Source organism: Terrabacter sp. NPDC000476, assembly GCF_040300125.1.
In the GTDB taxonomy this organism is placed as follows: Bacteria; Actinomycetota; Actinomycetes; order Actinomycetales; family Dermatophilaceae; genus Terrabacter.
In genome coordinates, this window is record NZ_JBEPDF010000004.1 from 187,497 (window position 1) to 201,776 (window position 14,280).

At 74.3% G+C, this 14,280-nt stretch carries 13 protein-coding genes; 5 read left to right on the forward strand and 8 right to left on the reverse strand.

Annotated elements, in window-relative coordinates; all coding sequences use genetic code 11:
- Positions 1-36: 36 nt before the first annotated feature.
- The 4 genes from ABT295_RS19755 to ABT295_RS19770 all read right to left on the reverse strand — a co-directional run bounded on the left by ABT295_RS19755 (position 37) and on the right by ABT295_RS19770 (position 5,497).
- Positions 37-426, reverse strand: a complete 390-nt coding sequence (locus ABT295_RS19755) for a hypothetical protein (RefSeq protein ID WP_352396117.1) — start codon at positions 424-426, stop codon at positions 37-39.
- The gene (locus ABT295_RS19760; protein WP_352396118.1) at positions 423-3,236 is read right to left on the reverse strand and encodes a hypothetical protein; all 2,814 of its coding nucleotides are present in this window, start codon (positions 3,234-3,236) and stop codon (positions 423-425) included. The genes ABT295_RS19755 and ABT295_RS19760 overlap by 4 nt, the downstream gene beginning before the upstream one ends.
- The gene (locus ABT295_RS19765; RefSeq protein ID WP_352396119.1) at positions 3,233-3,574 is read right to left on the reverse strand and encodes a hypothetical protein; all 342 of its coding nucleotides are present in this window, start codon (positions 3,572-3,574) and stop codon (positions 3,233-3,235) included. Before ABT295_RS19765 ends, ABT295_RS19760 begins: the two co-directional genes overlap by 4 nt.
- 129 nt (positions 3,575-3,703) lie before the next feature.
- On the reverse strand, positions 3,704-5,497 hold the full coding sequence (locus tag ABT295_RS19770) for a glycoside hydrolase family 13 protein (protein WP_502991227.1): 1,794 nt from the start codon (positions 5,495-5,497) through the stop codon (positions 3,704-3,706).
- 107 nt (positions 5,498-5,604) lie between these two features.
- On the opposite strand from ABT295_RS19770, the gene ABT295_RS19775 reads away from it, so the two are divergent.
- Both ABT295_RS19775 and ABT295_RS19780 read left to right on the forward strand, forming a co-directional pair.
- On the forward strand, positions 5,605-6,459 hold the full coding sequence (locus ABT295_RS19775) for an LLM class flavin-dependent oxidoreductase (protein ID WP_352396120.1): 855 nt from the start codon (positions 5,605-5,607) through the stop codon (positions 6,457-6,459).
- 91 nt (positions 6,460-6,550) lie between these two features.
- Positions 6,551-6,958, forward strand: a complete 408-nt coding sequence (locus ABT295_RS19780) for an NUDIX hydrolase (RefSeq protein WP_352396121.1) — start codon at positions 6,551-6,553, stop codon at positions 6,956-6,958.
- Positions 6,959-7,005: 47 nt separating this feature from the next.
- Here ABT295_RS19780 and ABT295_RS19785 read toward each other — a convergent pair whose 3' ends face one another.
- The 4 genes from ABT295_RS19785 to pepN all read right to left on the reverse strand — a co-directional run bounded on the left by ABT295_RS19785 (position 7,006) and on the right by pepN (position 11,804).
- Positions 7,006-7,656, reverse strand: coding sequence for a hypothetical protein (locus ABT295_RS19785; RefSeq protein WP_352396122.1), 651 nt, complete (start codon positions 7,654-7,656; stop codon positions 7,006-7,008).
- Between the two features lie 133 nt (positions 7,657-7,789).
- Positions 7,790-8,176: a globin gene (locus ABT295_RS19790; protein WP_502991228.1), complete on the reverse strand. Its 387-nt coding sequence runs from the start codon at positions 8,174-8,176 to the stop codon at positions 7,790-7,792.
- Between the two features lie 25 nt (positions 8,177-8,201).
- Positions 8,202-9,125: a mechanosensitive ion channel family protein gene (locus tag ABT295_RS19795; protein WP_352396123.1), complete on the reverse strand. Its 924-nt coding sequence runs from the start codon at positions 9,123-9,125 to the stop codon at positions 8,202-8,204.
- Positions 9,126-9,230: 105 nt separating this feature from the next.
- Positions 9,231-11,804: an aminopeptidase N gene (pepN, locus tag ABT295_RS19800; protein ID WP_352396124.1), complete on the reverse strand. Its 2,574-nt coding sequence runs from the start codon at positions 11,802-11,804 to the stop codon at positions 9,231-9,233.
- 138 nt (positions 11,805-11,942) lie between these two features.
- Here pepN and ABT295_RS19805 point away from each other — a divergent pair, with 138 nt between their 5' ends.
- Genes ABT295_RS19805 through ABT295_RS19815 form a run of 3 tightly spaced genes read left to right on the forward strand, consistent with a single transcriptional unit; the run spans position 11,943 to position 14,273 of the window.
- A complete protein-coding gene (locus tag ABT295_RS19805; protein WP_352396125.1) occupies positions 11,943-12,578 on the forward strand; it encodes a mycothiol-dependent nitroreductase Rv2466c family protein in 636 nt (211 codons plus the stop codon).
- 49 nt (positions 12,579-12,627) lie between these two features.
- Complete coding sequence (locus ABT295_RS19810; protein ID WP_352396126.1) at positions 12,628-13,110, forward strand: ribose-5-phosphate isomerase; 483 nt, start codon at positions 12,628-12,630, stop codon at positions 13,108-13,110.
- A gap of 47 nt (positions 13,111-13,157) precedes the next feature.
- Positions 13,158-14,273, forward strand: a complete 1,116-nt coding sequence (locus ABT295_RS19815) for a PP2C family protein-serine/threonine phosphatase (RefSeq protein WP_352396127.1) — start codon at positions 13,158-13,160, stop codon at positions 14,271-14,273.
- The last annotated feature ends 7 nt before the right edge of the window (positions 14,274-14,280 follow it).

Here is a 14,280-nt window from a genome sequence, read left to right on the forward strand (position 1 = left end):
GTCGGGTCGGTCAGTCGGGTCGGTCAGTCGGGTCGGTCAGTCGAGCGGCCGGTCGACCCGCCACGCGCGCCGGCCGCGCTCGAGGCCCTCAAGCGTGGCCTCGAGCCAGACCAGGAACGAGTCCTGGGCGCCGTCGCGGTCGGCGCGCCACGTCGCGGCGACGTGCTCGGCCGCGGAGCCGGGGGAGCGCCGCCAGGGCTCGAACCCCTCGCGCGTGACGGTGCCGGCGACGGTGAGGCCCTGCTCGAGGAGCTCCGTCACCAGGCCGACGGCGACCTCGACGAGCTCGGCGTCGTCGGCGGGGCCGGCATACCGGGCCACGTCGAAGACGTCACCGGGGTGCACCCAGTCCTCGGCAGCCCGGGACAACAGCTCGTCGAGCTGCTCCTCGTGGGTGAGCCGCGACGTCGGCAGTGACCACCTCATCGGATGTGGACCTTCTTCCAGGTTCCGTCGGTGAACGTGAGGTCGATCGTCGCACCACCGGACGTCGAGGCCTCGCGGAAGCGCACCTCGACGCCGTCCGGCCGCAGGAAGCGCATCCCGGGGTAGTGGCCCGCGTCGACCCGCTTCGCGCCGCGCGTCAGGTCGCGGAGCAGCGTGCGCAGCTCGGCCTCGCTCTCGACGATCTTGGATGTCAAGCTGCGGCCGCGCGGCAGCCGGTCGAGCTCGGGAAGGCGTCCGTCGCGGCCCGCCGCGACGGCGAGCCGGCCCGGGTCCCGGGCGACGCCGCGCCTCGCGACGTCCTCGACGCGCCCGCGCGAGCCCTCGTCGCGCCACGCGTCCCACGCGGCCCTGACCTCGGCCGCCCTGGCGGCGCGCAGCTGCGGGGCCGTCGGCACGGCCGGGGCCCGCGCGGCCCCGCGGTCCATGGCCGCCCTCACGCTCGCCTCGGGGCCGATGCCGGGGATCGACAGCACGCGGCCCACGAGGGCGAGCCGCCGGCCGTCGTCGCGGAGCGTCTGCTCGAGCTCGACGTCCGAGCGCACGACGGCCACGGCTAGGTCGTCGGCAGCCGTGCGCATCGTGCCACCCGTGGCATACGTGCCGATGACGGTGCGCAGCCCGGCCACGGGGTTCCCGCGCAGCGCGAACGCCACCCCCTTGACCTCGGCCAGCCCCTGCCAGGCGGCCCGGTCGAGATCGTCCTGGGCGCGGGCCACGTCGACGAGCGCCGCGGCGGCCGCGCGCTCGAGGAAGCCGAGGCGCACGAGGTCGGCGCTCGCCGAGCCGCCCTCCGCCAGGGACCGTCGCGTCGCGGCGAGCTCCCCGTCGAGCAGCAGGTCGTACGCGCTCGCCGGATCGCGTGCGTGCAGGCCCGTGCCGGTCTCGACCGCGAGCGCGGCGACGACACCGGCCAGCTCGTCGGCGTCGAGCAGCGGCTGCGGCCCGTTCGTCGTCGGGGCGACGTAGGTCCCGTCGCCGGCCGGCCGAGGCGGCGCGGCCAGCGCACGGTCGAGGTTCTCTCGCATCGCGGCCAGCCACGCCACGACCGTGGGCTCGAGGGCGGCCGTGCCGGCGGCGTAGAGAGCGGTCGACGACGCCTCCCGCACGGCGTGCGCGCTCGTGCGCGACACCTCGAGCAGGAGCCGCGCCCTGACCTCCGCCGCGAGTCCCGGCCCGCTCCCTCCGGTCACCGTGCCGGGCGCCGCCGCCGACGCAGCGAGGCCGGTGAGCAGACGCGCGAGGTCGTCGTCCGTGGCCAGCTGCAGGTCTTCGTGCGTCTCGGTGCCGCCGGCCTCGACGACGACCCAGCGGCGCACGAGGTGCTCGCCGACCGTCAGGCGGTCGCCGCGCGAGTTCGCCAGGGCGGTCCCGAGGCCGCCGACGTCCGGCAGGGGCTCGGCGAGGAGCGCGGCTGCGGCGCCCGGCTCGTCGGTCGCCTCGCCCAGCACGACGTGCAGGGCATCGCCGGTGCGGCCGGCTTCGTCGAACCACGAGGCGAAGACGCCGGAGCCGTCCGGTTGCAGCGTCGTGCCGCGCCGCAGGCCGATGTCGGTGTCGCAGGTCTCGGCCACCTCGGCGGCGGCCACGGCGGCCGCCGCGCGGCGCACGAGGCGCGCCGGCAGCGGCCGGTGGTCTCCTGAGGCGCGGGCGCCGACGAGCAGCTGCCCGAGCAACCAGCCACCGCCGGCTCGGCCGCGGCCGCCGGCTCCGGCGCGCACGGCCCCGAGCCCCGCGACGAGGTCGTCGGCGAGCAGCGCTGCGCCCGAGGCGAGCTGGTCGCGGGTCCGGGGGTCGGCCCCCGCCACCGACGGCCCCGCCGCGGGCGGCCCGGCTGTCAGGGGCGCCATCGCCGACACGAGCAGCGAGCCGAGCAGCCCGAGGAGCTCGCGCACGGCGTCCACGTCGGTGGCCGGCCCGGCCACGGTCAGCTCGGCCACGGCCGCGCCGAACCCGTCGGCGCCGAGCTCGGTCAGCAGCGCCTGGGCGTGGAGGGTGTCACCGCGGTGGGCCCGCAGGCGGGCGCTCAACGCGGCCAACGCGGCTGCGTCGGGTGGTCCGCCGAGCGCCCGGCGCAGCGCCGCCGCGTCGCCGAGCGCGGACTCCCTGGCATCCCGGGCTGCGACGACCCCGTCGGCGAACGGCAGACCCCCGGTCACCGCCTCGCGCACCCGGGCCGCCGTGGGGTCCAGGGGCCACGGCAGCGTGCGGTCGGTGGCCGCCGCGACGGCCGAGGCGCAGCGCAGGGCCGCCGACCGCAGGAGGTCGAGCTCCTCCTCGTGGGCGCGTCGGAGCCTCGCGCGGGCCGTGCGGTGCTCGTCGTCCAGGCGCCGGCGGTGCTCCGCGACCAGCGGATCCGTGACCGGCGTGGCACCGCCGCCCGGGGCGGCACCGCCAACCAACGCGGCGACGGCACGCTCGTGCGCCTCGTCGGCGTCGTCCCAGCGCCGCTGCACCGATCGGACCCGCGCGATGACGCCCTCGAGCGTGGCGGCATACGCCAGGAGGGCGTGGGTCGCGGCCGGGAGGGCGTCGACGACGGCGCGCGCCCGACCCGCGAGAGCCGCTGCCTCGCCGACGGCGGCGGTGGCGGCATCGCCGGTCCACACCGCCCCGAGGCGCGGGGCGAGCTCGCCGCGCAGGGTCGGCGTCGCGCGGGCGCGGACGGCCACCCGGGCGACGGCACGCGCCCCCGAGCGCAGCTCCGCCGGGCGGCCGGTCGGGGCGGGCAGCGCCTGGGCGCCCGCGACCGGCCAGGGTGGGTCGGGCCCGGCCGCGGCCGGGCGGCTCACGGGTTCCACGGCGCTCCCGGGCCCGTGGCCCACCCGCCCGTGTCGGCGAGCGCACGGGTGACGGCGAGCTCCACAGCCCGAGCCTCGGCGACCGAGCGGTCGAGCCTCCCGCCGAGCGCGTCGGCCGCCTCCGCCACGGCGTCGAGCGCGTGCGCGTGCACGAGGCGGAAGCGCTCGGTCGCCGCACGGACGTCCGCGGCTTCGTTCCCCAGCGCACCGAGCACGTGTGCCGTGGCGGCCGCGAGCGCCGAGGCGCAGGCGCGCAGCTCGGCGGGGTCGTGCGCGAGCGCGAGCCGTTCGCGGGAGACCCCGTCGGCGTCCATGGCGTACCGCGTCATGCAGCGACGGTAGGAGAACCTCCGGCCGCTGGCGGCCCGTCGTCCACAGGTCCCGACGCGACGAGGCCCCGTCCACCGGGGACGGGGCCTCGTCGGGCGGTGCGCCCGCCTCGGGCGAGCGCCGGTCGCTCAGGCCCAGCGGGCCCAGACGGTCGTGTCGGTCGGCACGAGGCCGTCCTCGAGCGGTCCGGAGGCCACGACGACCTCGGCGCCCTCGGGCAGCGCGACCGGGGCCTCGCCGAGGTTGGCGACGACGAGCACGCGGTCGCGGGCGTCTGCGCCGTTGGTCAGCGCGACCACGTCATCGGCATACCCCTGCACCCAGCTCAGCGAGCCGGTGCCGAGCGAGAGCTCACGGCGTGCGGCCAGCAGCGCCCGGTACAGCTCGAGCGTCGAACCGGGCACGCCCGCCTGGCGGTCGACGGCGTAGTCGGCGTAGACGGCCGGCTGCGGCAGCCAGCTGCTCGCGCTCGGGCCGAAGCCGAGCGACGGGCCCTGCGACGACCACGGGATCGGCACGCGGCAGCCGTCGCGACCCGTCTCGGCGCCGTCGGTGCGCGCGAAGGTCGGGTCCTGGCGGAACTCGGCCGGCATGTCGGTCGAGTCGGGCAGGCCGAGCTCCTCACCCTGGTAGATGTACGCGCCACCGGGCAGCGCGAGCATGAGGGTCGTCGCGGCGCGGGCGCGGCGCAGGCCGAGCTCGCGGTCGGGCTGCGGGTCGGTCGCGGCGATGCCGTTCATCCGCGGCGTGCCGGGCGCGAAGCCGAGGCGCGACGCGTGGCGCACGACGTCGTGGTTCGAGAGCACCCACGTCGAGGGCGCGCCGACCGAGTCGGCGGCGTGCAGCGACGAGGTGATGACGGCACGCAGGTCGTCGGCCACCCACGACGAGGTGAGGAAGTCGAAGTTGAAGGCCTGGTGCATCTCGTCGGGGCGCACGTACTTGACGGCGCGCTCCTGCGGCTCGACCCAGGCCTCGGCGCAGAGGATGCGGTCGGGGGTGCCGTAGGACTCGAGGATCTTCCGCCACGCGCGGTAGACCTCGTGGACGCCGTCCTGGTCCCACATCGGGCTGCGCTTCGTGTGGTCGATGCGCGGCGCCTCGACCCCGTCGGTCGCGCCCTCGTGCCCGTCCTCGGCGTGGCCGAGCATCGTGGTGCGCTCCTCCTCGGTGTCGGGCAGGCCCTGCTCCTTGATGAGGCCGTGCGCGACGTCGACGCGGAAGCCGTCCACCCCGCGGTCGAGCCAGAAGCGCAGGATCGACTCGAACTCGGCGCGCACCTCGGGGTGCTCCCAGTTGAAGTCGGGCTGCTTGGTGTCGAAGATGTGCAGGTACCACTGGCCGGGGTTGCCGTCGGCCTCGGTGACGCGGGTCCAGGCGGCGCCGCCGAAGACCGACTCCCAGTTGTTCGGGGGCAGCTCGCCGTGCTCGCCGCGTCCCTCGCGGAACATGTAGCGCTCGCGCTCGGCCGAGCCGGGTCCCGCGGCGAGGGCCGCCCGGAACCAGGCGTGCTCGTCGGAGGAGTGGTTCGGCACCATGTCGACGATGACCTTGAGGCCGAGCTCGTGGGCGCGCGCGATCATCGCGTCGGCGTCGTCGAGCGAGCCGAAGATCGGGTCGATGTCGCGGTAGTCGGCGACGTCGTAGCCCGCGTCGGCCTGCGGCGAGGTGTAGAAGGGCGAGAGCCAGATCGCGTCGACCCCGAGGTCGCGCAGGTGCGGCAGGCGCGAGGTGATGCCCGGCAGGTCGCCGATCCCGTCGCCGTCGCTGTCGGCCCAGGAGCGCGGGTAGATCTGGTAGATCACGGCCTGCCGCCACCAGGCGGCGTCGGGTCGGTCGGCGGGGTGCACCGGGGTCGGGTCCTCGCGCAGGTCGGTCGCCGACGAGGGGTGGTTCAGGGTCTGGGCTGAGAATGGCGTCACGGGCCACCATCGTTCCGCATCCGCCCGAAAACTCAAAGAAAGTTCTGCAACTTCTTGCAGCGCGTCGGATTCCACCGGCTGTCGGCGGGGTGGGGTAGACACCGGGCATGAGGTCCGGCTTCGTCGTCCCGTATGCCACCGAGCGCGAGTTCGCGCAGCTCGCCCGCCTCGGCGAGGAGCGCGGGTGGGACGCCGTGCTGGGGTGGGAGGCGCTCTACGGCGTCGACGCGTGGGTGCAGCTCGGGGCCGCCGCCATGGTCACCGAGCGCATCCGGCTCGGCACGCTGCTGACGCCCGCGTCCCGGCACCGGCCGTGGGACCTCGCCTCCCGCGTGGGCTCCGTCGACCGGATCAGCGGCGGGCGGGCGTTCATGTCGGTCGGGCTCGGTGCGCTGCACCCGGGGTGGCTGGCCTTTGAGGCCGACGAGGGGCGCGCGGTGCGGGCGCGCAAGCTCGACGAGAGCCTGGCGGTCTACGCCGGGCTGCTCGACGACGCCGCCACGTTCAGGTATGCCGGCCGGTACTACAGCGCACAGGCCAACGACTTCCTGCTGCCGCCGCCCACCCCGCAGCGACCGCACCCGCCGGTCTGGGTCGTCGGGGCGCCCACCCCGGGCGGTGGCCGGCAGCGCTCCCTCGAACGGGCCGCCCGCTGGCAGGGCCTGATCCCGGCGATCACCCCGCCGGACGGGCAGCCCAGGACGCTCGCGGCGTTCGCCGCCGTCGTCGAGCCTGTCCGGCGGTTGCGAGAGGAGCAGGGCCTGTCGTGGGAGGGCTACGACGTCGTGGTCGAGGCGGACTCGTGGGGCTCGTTCACGACGCTCGAGCCCGCGGAGCCCGCGGCGTGGGAGCAGGCGGGCGCCACGTGGTGGATCGAGAGCTGGTGGGACGTGCCGCAGGGGGCCGAGGGGCTCGCCGAGGTGCGGCGCCGCGTCGAGGCCGGGCCGCCGCCCCTGCGTTGAGGGCACGTGCCGACGGCCCGCGCCGACGGCACGCGCCGACGGCACGCGCCGACGGCATCCGTCCTCGTCGCACGCACTAGCGTTACGGTCCATGACGACCTTTGTCACGGCTGCCTTCGCCCTCGTGCGCGACGGGCGGATGCTCACGGTCCGCAAGGCGGGCTCGAGCCGCTTCATGCTGCCCGGCGGCAAGATCGACCCCGGCGAGACGCCGCGGGAGGCGGCCGTGCGCGAGGTGATGGAGGAGGTCGGCCTCGACGTCACCGACCGCGGGCTCCCGCTCGGGCACTACCTCGACGTCGCCGCGAACGAGCCGGGGGCCTGGGTCGACGCGACGGTCTACGTCGCGCACCTCGGGCCCGACGACGAGCCGGCGCCGCTGGCCGAGATCGCCGAGCAGCGCTGGCTGGGGCTCGATGCCGAGCTGCCCGCCGACCTCGCGCCGTTGCTGCGCAACCACGTCGTGCCCGCCGTGCGGGAGCACCTGGCGGCATCCTGACGCGCCCGCCCGCCCCCCGCCCGACGAGGGGGAGCGGGACCGGTGGGTCAGTGCCGGCCGGGCCCGGCGCCGTGGCCGTCGATGACGCCCGCCTTGACGGCCTTCTCGACGGCGTCGGCCTCGGCCTGGGTCAGGGTTCCGGCCTTGACGGCCGCGGCGAGCCGGTCGTCGAGCGCCTTCTGCTCGGCGGCTTCGTGCGCCGTCCGCAGCTGGGCGAAGGCCGCCTTGACCTTGGCCACGTCGAGGCCGAGCTTGCTCGCGAGCTTCGTCGCGAGCTGGTCCTGCAGGGTCGCGGGGTCGGGCTTGGTCGTGCTGCTGCCCTGTCCCGACGACCGAGCGGCCCGCAGCTCGTCACGCACGGCCGTGAGCGCATCGCGCAGCTTCGTCTCGTCGACGCCGAGCGTCGTGGCGAGCGTGGAGAGGTCGGCGCCGGGGCCCATCCCGAAGCCCATCCCGAAGCCCATCCGGCCGGGGCCCATGCCCATGCCGCCGTGCCGGCCGCCCGGTCCCCAGCCGGGGCCCGGGGTCCCGGACGTCCCGGGCGCTCCCGGCGTGCCGGTCGCCGTCGGGGTGGGCGTCGCCGTGCGCGTGGCGCCCGTGTCGTCGGCGCGTGCCCCCTGCGAGACGCCGAGGCCGATGGCGGCCGCCGTCGCGGCGACGACGGCCACGCCTGCGGACTTCCTGCTGATCGAGACCATGCGCGTCCCCTTCGTCGGCCGCCGCGCGCAGCACGCCCGGCGGTGGATGGTGCCTGGTCCCAGCGAACACCCCTGCCGCGACCGGCGACCCGTGAACCGCCTGTGACTTGCTGTGAGTCCGGGGAGTCGAGGATCAGAAGGTGCCGTCGGGTCCCGGGGCGTTGACGAGGGAGTACGCGGCCCGGGTGAGGTAGTCGCGCAGCCGGTCGTCGTTCTCGGGGGAGAGCTCCAGCGTGTCGACGGCCGTCATCATGTGCAGCAGCCACCGGTCCCGCATGTCGGGCGTCACCGCGAAGGGCATGTGCCGCATCCGCAGTCGTGGGTGGCCGCGCTGCTCGGAGTAGGTCGTCGGGCCACCCCAGTACTGCTCGAAGAACATCCGCAGCCGCTCCTCGGCCGGTCCGAGGTCCTCCTCGGGGTAGAGGGCCCGCAGCTCCTCGTCGCCGGCGACCCCGCGGTAGAACTCGCGGACGAGCCGGGCGAAGGTCTCGTGGCCGCCGAAGTCGTCGTAGTACGTCACGCGGACCAGTCTCCCAGAGGCGTCGTCACTGGGGCTGCGTGCCCCCGTAGGGCGGCATCAGCGTCTGCGGGCTGCGCACCCCGGCGCGGTCGAGGGCGAGCTTGATCCGCTCGCGCATCTCGCGCTGCAGGCCGAACTGCTCGTTCGCGACGGTCTTCGCGATGATGCGGATCGTGATGGCGCCGTTGGCGATCGACTCGACGCCCGCGACGTTCGGCTCCTCGAGGAGGACGTCCTTCCAGGCCTCGTCGTCGTCCAGCCCGCTGACGACCTCGCGGATCGTGCGGATGGCCTTCTCGACGTCCTGGTCGTAGGCGATCGGGATGTCGACGAGGGCGGTGGACCAGCCCTGCGTCTTGTTGCCGATCCGGATGATCTCGCCGTTGCGCACGTACCACGTCATGCCGTTGGCGTCGCGCAGCTGCGTGACGCGGAGCGAGACGTTCTCGACCGTGCCGATGACCTCACCGGTGTCGATGACGTCGCCCACGCCGTACTGGTCCTCGACGATCATGAAGACGCCGGAGAGGAAGTCCTTGACGAGGCTCTGCGCGCCGAAGGCGAGGGCGACGCCGCCCACGCTCGCCGAGGCGAGCATCGGCCCGAGCGGGATGCCGACGAGGGAGAGCACCGTGAGCACGGTGATGCCGCCGACGACGAACGTCGTGATGCTCTTGAGCAGGGCCCCCATCGTCTGCGTGCGCTGCACGTGCCGGGTGTTCGCGACGCCGACGGCCTGCAGCGCCCGACCGGCGCCCGGCAGGTTGGTCAGCCGCTCGGCCCGCTTGGACGTCGCCGTGGCGACGACCCGGTTGATGAGCCGGTGCAGCACGAAGCGGGCGATGACACCGACGACGAGCACGGTGATGACGAGCAGCGGGGTGCCGACGAGCCAGTCGCCGACGCCCGACCACGTGAGGGCGGAGACGTCGGGCATCGAGAGGTCCACGGGCTGCTCCTGGGAGGGACTCGAGGTGGCGGGCGACGGACCGGTGGTGGGGTCCGCCGCCCGCGGGGCGAGGAGGGGGACGGTCGCGGAGGCGTCGAGCACGGGTCAGCCGCGGCGGTCGCGCTCCTGGGCCACGAGCGCGCGGGCGACGGTGTCGCGGTTCTCCGCCACCGTGCGCACGAGGCCGGGAGCGGCGTCCGCGTGCGTGGCGAGCCACGCGTCGGAGGCGTCCTTGAGCTCCTCGCTCGCGAGGGAGAACGGGTAGAAGCCGCCCACCACCCGCTCGCCGATGGCGACGCTGCGCTCGGCCCACGCGTCGACGAGCATCGCGTGGTACCGCTCGACGTAGGGCTCGAGGAGGGAGAGGTCGGTGCTGCGGCGGAAGCCGGCGCTCACGGCCTCGACCATCTGGTTCGAGAGCACGTTCTGCTCCACCGCGTCGGCCCACGCCTGGGCCTTGGCCTCGGCCGTGGGGCGCGCGGCGCGTGCCTCGGCGGCGCGCTCCTTGCCCGTGGCGGTCGGGTCGCGGTCGAGCTCGGCGTCGATCTCGTCGTCGGACGCGACACCGAGGGCGGCCAGGGCCTTGAGGAGCGTCCAGCGCAGCTCGGTGTCGACGGTGAGCCCCTCGAGGGCCTCGTCGCCGGAGAGCAGCGCGCGCAGCCGGGCCTCGTCGGCGGCGTCGGCCGTCGCCCCGGCCCAGGCCTCGACGAGCTGGAACTGGGCGTCGCTGCCGGCCTCGGCCGACTCGGCCAGCGCGCGGAGCGAGGTCGCGAGCAGCGCGCCCGTCTCGGCACGGTGCTCGGGAGCCGTGTAGAGCCGGGCCGCCGTCGACGCCTGCCCGAGGAGCACCCGGAGCAGCGTCGAGTCGGTCTCGCCGGGCAGCGACTCGAGCACGAAGCGGACGAAGTCGCGCGCGGGCATCTCGCCGTCGCGGGTCATGTCCCACGTGGCGCCGAGCACGAGCGAGCGCGGCAGCGAGTCGGTGAACCCGCGGGGGAGCGAGAGCGCCGTGGCGAGCGAGCGCTCGTCGAGGCGGATCTTGCCGTAGGCGAGGTCGTCGTCGTTGAGCAGCAGCAGGTCGGGCTGCACCTGGCCGACGAGCTCGGCGAGGTCGGTGCGCTCGTCGGCGATGTCGACCTCGTCGTAGCCGATGCGCTCGAGCACGTCTCCCGCGTCACCCGGGCGCACGGCGTACCGGCCGATGCCGATGCGGTGCGGGCGCAGCGTCGGGTGCTCGGCCGTCGCGGACTGGGTGATGGCGAAGGAGCTGTAGCGCCCGTCGGCGTCGACCTCGAAGACGGGGCGCAGCGTGTTGACGCCGGCGGTCTCGAGCCACAGCTTGCTCCACGCGGTCAGCTCGCGGCCCGAGGCCTTCTCGAGCTCACCGAGCAGGTCGGCGAGGGTCGTGTTGCCCCACGCGTGCTTGCGGAAGTACTCGCGCAGCGCGGCCACGAACGGCTCGCGGCCGACGTAGGCCACGAGCTGCTTGAGCACGGAGGCGCCCTTGGCATACGTGATGCCGTCGAAGTTGACCTCGACGTCCTCGAGGTGGCGCATGTCGGCGGCGATCGGGTGCGTCGACGAGAGCTGGTCCTGGGTGTAGGCCCACGCCTTCTCGGACGTGCCGAAGGTCGTCCACGCGCTCGTCCACTCCGTGGCCTCGGCCTGGCACGTCGTCGACGCCCACTCGGCGAACGACTCGTTGAGCCAGAGGTCGTCCCACCACTTCATCGTCACGAGGTTGCCGAACCACATGTGGGCCAGCTCGTGCAGGATCGTCAGCGCGCGGCGCTCGATCTTGGCCTCGGAGACCTTGGAGCGGAAGACGTAGACCTCGACGAAGGTGACGGCGCCGGCGTTCTCCATCGCGCCCATGTTGTACTCGGGCGTGAAGATCTGGTCGTACTTCTCGAAGGGGTACGGCTGGTCGAACTCCTCCTCGAAGAACGCGAAGCCCTTCTTGGTGCAGTCGAAGATGTTGTCGGCGTCGAGGTGCTGGGTCAGCGACTTGCGGCAGAAGACGCCGAGCGGCACGACGCCCTTGCGGGTCTGCACCTCGTCGCGCACCTCGTCGTACGGCCCGGCGATGAGGGCCGTGATGTAGGAGGAGATGCGCTGCGTCGGGGCGAAGGCCCAGGTGGCCACCTCGACGCCGTCGGCCACGCCGGCCGGCTCCGGCTCGGGCGTGGGGGAGTTGGAGATGACCTTCCAGTGCGCCGGCGCGGTCACGGTGAACGAGAAGGCGGCCTTGAGGTCGGGCTGCTCGAAGACGGCGTACATCCGCCGCGAGTCGGGCACCTCGAACTGCGTGTAGAGGTAGACCTCGTTGTCGACCGGGTCGACGAAGCGGTGCAGACCCTCGCCCGTGTTCGTGTACCGACCGGTCGCGTCGACCGTCAGCTCGTTCTCGGCCGCGAGGCCGGGCAGCGCGATCCGCGAGTCGGCGAAGACCTCGGCCGGGTCGAGGTCGGTGCCGTTGAGGGTGATCCGCTGCGCCGAGTCGGCGATGAGGTCGATGAACGAGTCGGCGCCGGGGTCGGAGCACGTGAACCGCACCGTCGTGACGGTCCGGAACGTCTCGGGTCCCGTCGTGAGGTCGAGACGGACGTCGTAGGCGTCGACGTGCAGGATCGCTGCGCGGCTCGCCGCCTCTTCGCGGGTCAGGTTCTTGCCGGGCACGAGGGGACCTCCTGGGGACGGATGCGGAGCACGACGGAGGGTCGGTCGGACGGCCGCCGTCGCGGGCCATCCTCGCACGGAACGCCGGGCGCCCCACCACCGCATCGTCCGCCCGGCAGCGGGTGCCATGATGGCGCCATGACGGACGTGAACGAGAGCACCCCGACGGCGACGAACCAGGTCGAGATGTGGTTCGACCCCATCTGCCCGTGGGCCTGGATGACCTCCCGCTGGCTCATGGAGGTCGAGAAGGTGCGCGACATCGAGGTGACGTGGTCGGTCATGAGCCTCGCCGTGCTCAACGCGGACCGTGACGACCTCGACGACTCCTACCGGGAGATGATGAAGGCGGCGTGGGGACCGGTGCGCGTCGTCATCGCGGCCGCGCAGGCCCACGGCGACCAGGTGGTCAAGCCGCTCTACGACGCCATGGGCACCCGCATCCACCCCGGCCAGGTCAAGGACTACGACGTCGTCGTCCGCGAGGCGCTCGAGGAGGTCGGCCTGCCGGTGGAGCTCGCCGAGGAGGCGCACCGCGACACCCACGACGACGCGCTGCGAAAGAGCCACGAGCGCGGCATCAGCCTCGTCGGCACGGAGGTCGGCACCCCGATCATCTCCGTCGAGGGCGTCGCCTTCTTCGGCCCCGTCGTCACCCCCGCCCCGAAGGGCGAGGCGGCCGCCCGCCTCTGGGACGGCTGCGTGCTCGTCGCCGGCACCCCCGGCTTCTACGAGCTCAAGCGGACCCGCACCCAGGGCCCCGTCTTCGACTGACCCGCCCTCCGACCGACCCGCCACCCCACCCACCACACCGAGGACGACCATGCGCATTCACATCGGCGGCGACCACGCGGCGTACGAGCTCCACCGGACGCTCGTCGCGCACCTGCAGGAGGCCGGCCACGACGTCGTCGACCACGGCCCCCACGCGTACGACGCCCAGGACGACTACCCCGTCTTCGTGCTGCGCGCGGCCGAGGCCGTCGCGGCCGACCCGGGCTCGCGCGGCGTCGTGCTCGGCGGGTCGGGCAACGGCGAGCAGATCGCCGCGAACAAGGTCGCCGGCATCCGGGCGGCGCTCGCGTGGAGCGCCGAGCTCGCGGGCCTGGCGCGTGAGCACAACGACGCCCACATCGTCTCGATCGGCGCGCGGTTCACGCCCGACGACGTCGCCAAGGCCATCGTCGACACCTTCGTCGCCACGGAATTCAGCGATGAGGAGCGCCACAGTCGGCGTCTGGGTATGGTTTCGGCGTACGAGACGACGGGGAACGTGCCGGCGCTGCCGGCCTCGGAAGAACGCTGAGAACGCCGCCTCCGGGCCGGTCCCCCCAGGCCCAGCAAGGGAGGCACGTGGCCACCAACGAGAGCATCGTCTCTCGGCGCGCGCGCTACGCTGCCGGACCCGTCCGTCGCCTGCGGATGCTCGGCCCGACGCTGAGCCACTCACCCTGGGTGCTCGTCGCCTTCTTCGTGCTCGTCAGCGTCTGCGCGGGTGCCGGCATCTTCATCTGGCCGGACCGGGTGCCGTGGGGCGTCTACGGCCTCATCGTCGTCGCGGCCGGGCTCTTCCTCGAGCCGCGCTACCTGCTCGTCGTCTACATCGGGCTGTTCCTGTCGATGGCGATCCTCGGGGCCTACCTCGGCTCGGCGAAGACGACGACCGCCGGCGCCCAGGTCGTCACCGTCGCGACGATGGCGCTGATGATGTGGCTCTCGCACGCGCGCGCCCAGGTCGGCGTCGTCGGGGTCAGTGGTGAGTCGATGCTCGTCGACATGCGCGACCGCCTGCGCGCGCAGGGCGAGCTGCCCCCGCTGCCCACGCCGTGGGGCGCCGAGGTGGCGCTGGAGTCGGCCTACGGCGACGGCTTCGCCGGGGACTTCGTCGTCGCGAGCCGCTCCACCGACGGGCGCACGCTCGAGATCGCGCTCGTCGACGTCTCCGGCAAGGGCCGCGAGGCGGGCACGCGCTCGCTCCTGCTCTCCGGCGCCCTCGGTGGCCTGCTCGGCGAGATGAGCCAGGGCGGCTTCCTCCAGTCGGCGAACAACCACCTGCTGCGCCTGCGCTGGGGCGAGGGCTTCGCCACGGCCGTGCACGTCGCCGTCGACCTCGAGAGCGGCGACTTCACCATCGGGTACGCCGGCCACCCCGCGGCGGTGCAGTTCGCCGCCGGGTCGGGTCGGTGGCGGATGCTCGAGGGCGGTCGTGGGCCGCTCCTCGGGGTCATCGAGCAGGCCGACTACCCGCGCGAACAGGGCACCATCCGCCACGGCGACGCGCTCGTGCTGTACAGCGACGGCGTCATCGAGGCACGCGACAAGGCCCTCGTCGACGGCGTCGACCGCATGCTCGGCCGCGCGGAGTCCTTCATCCGCACCGGTTTCGAGGGCCTGGCCCAGCGCCTGTGCGACCAGGCGGCGGCCGGCCTCGGCGACGACCGCGCGGTCGTCGTCATCTGGCGCGGCTGAGCGAGCG

Coding starts and splice junctions, on each gene's coding strand:
- ABT295_RS19755 (WP_352396117.1), bottom strand. CDS start 426: ATGAGGTGGTCACTGCCGACGTCGCGGCTCACCCACGAGGAGCAGCTC.
- ABT295_RS19765 (WP_352396119.1), bottom strand. CDS start 3,574: ATGACGCGGTACGCCATGGACGCCGACGGGGTCTCCCGCGAACGGCTC.
- ABT295_RS19780 (WP_352396121.1), top strand. CDS start 6,551: ATGACGACCTTTGTCACGGCTGCCTTCGCCCTCGTGCGCGACGGGCGG.
- ABT295_RS19775 (WP_352396120.1), top strand. CDS start 5,605: ATGAGGTCCGGCTTCGTCGTCCCGTATGCCACCGAGCGCGAGTTCGCG.
- ABT295_RS19810 (WP_352396126.1), top strand. CDS start 12,628: ATGCGCATTCACATCGGCGGCGACCACGCGGCGTACGAGCTCCACCGG.
- ABT295_RS19785 (WP_352396122.1), bottom strand. CDS start 7,656: ATGGTCTCGATCAGCAGGAAGTCCGCAGGCGTGGCCGTCGTCGCCGCG.
- ABT295_RS19805 (WP_352396125.1), top strand. CDS start 11,943: ATGACGGACGTGAACGAGAGCACCCCGACGGCGACGAACCAGGTCGAG.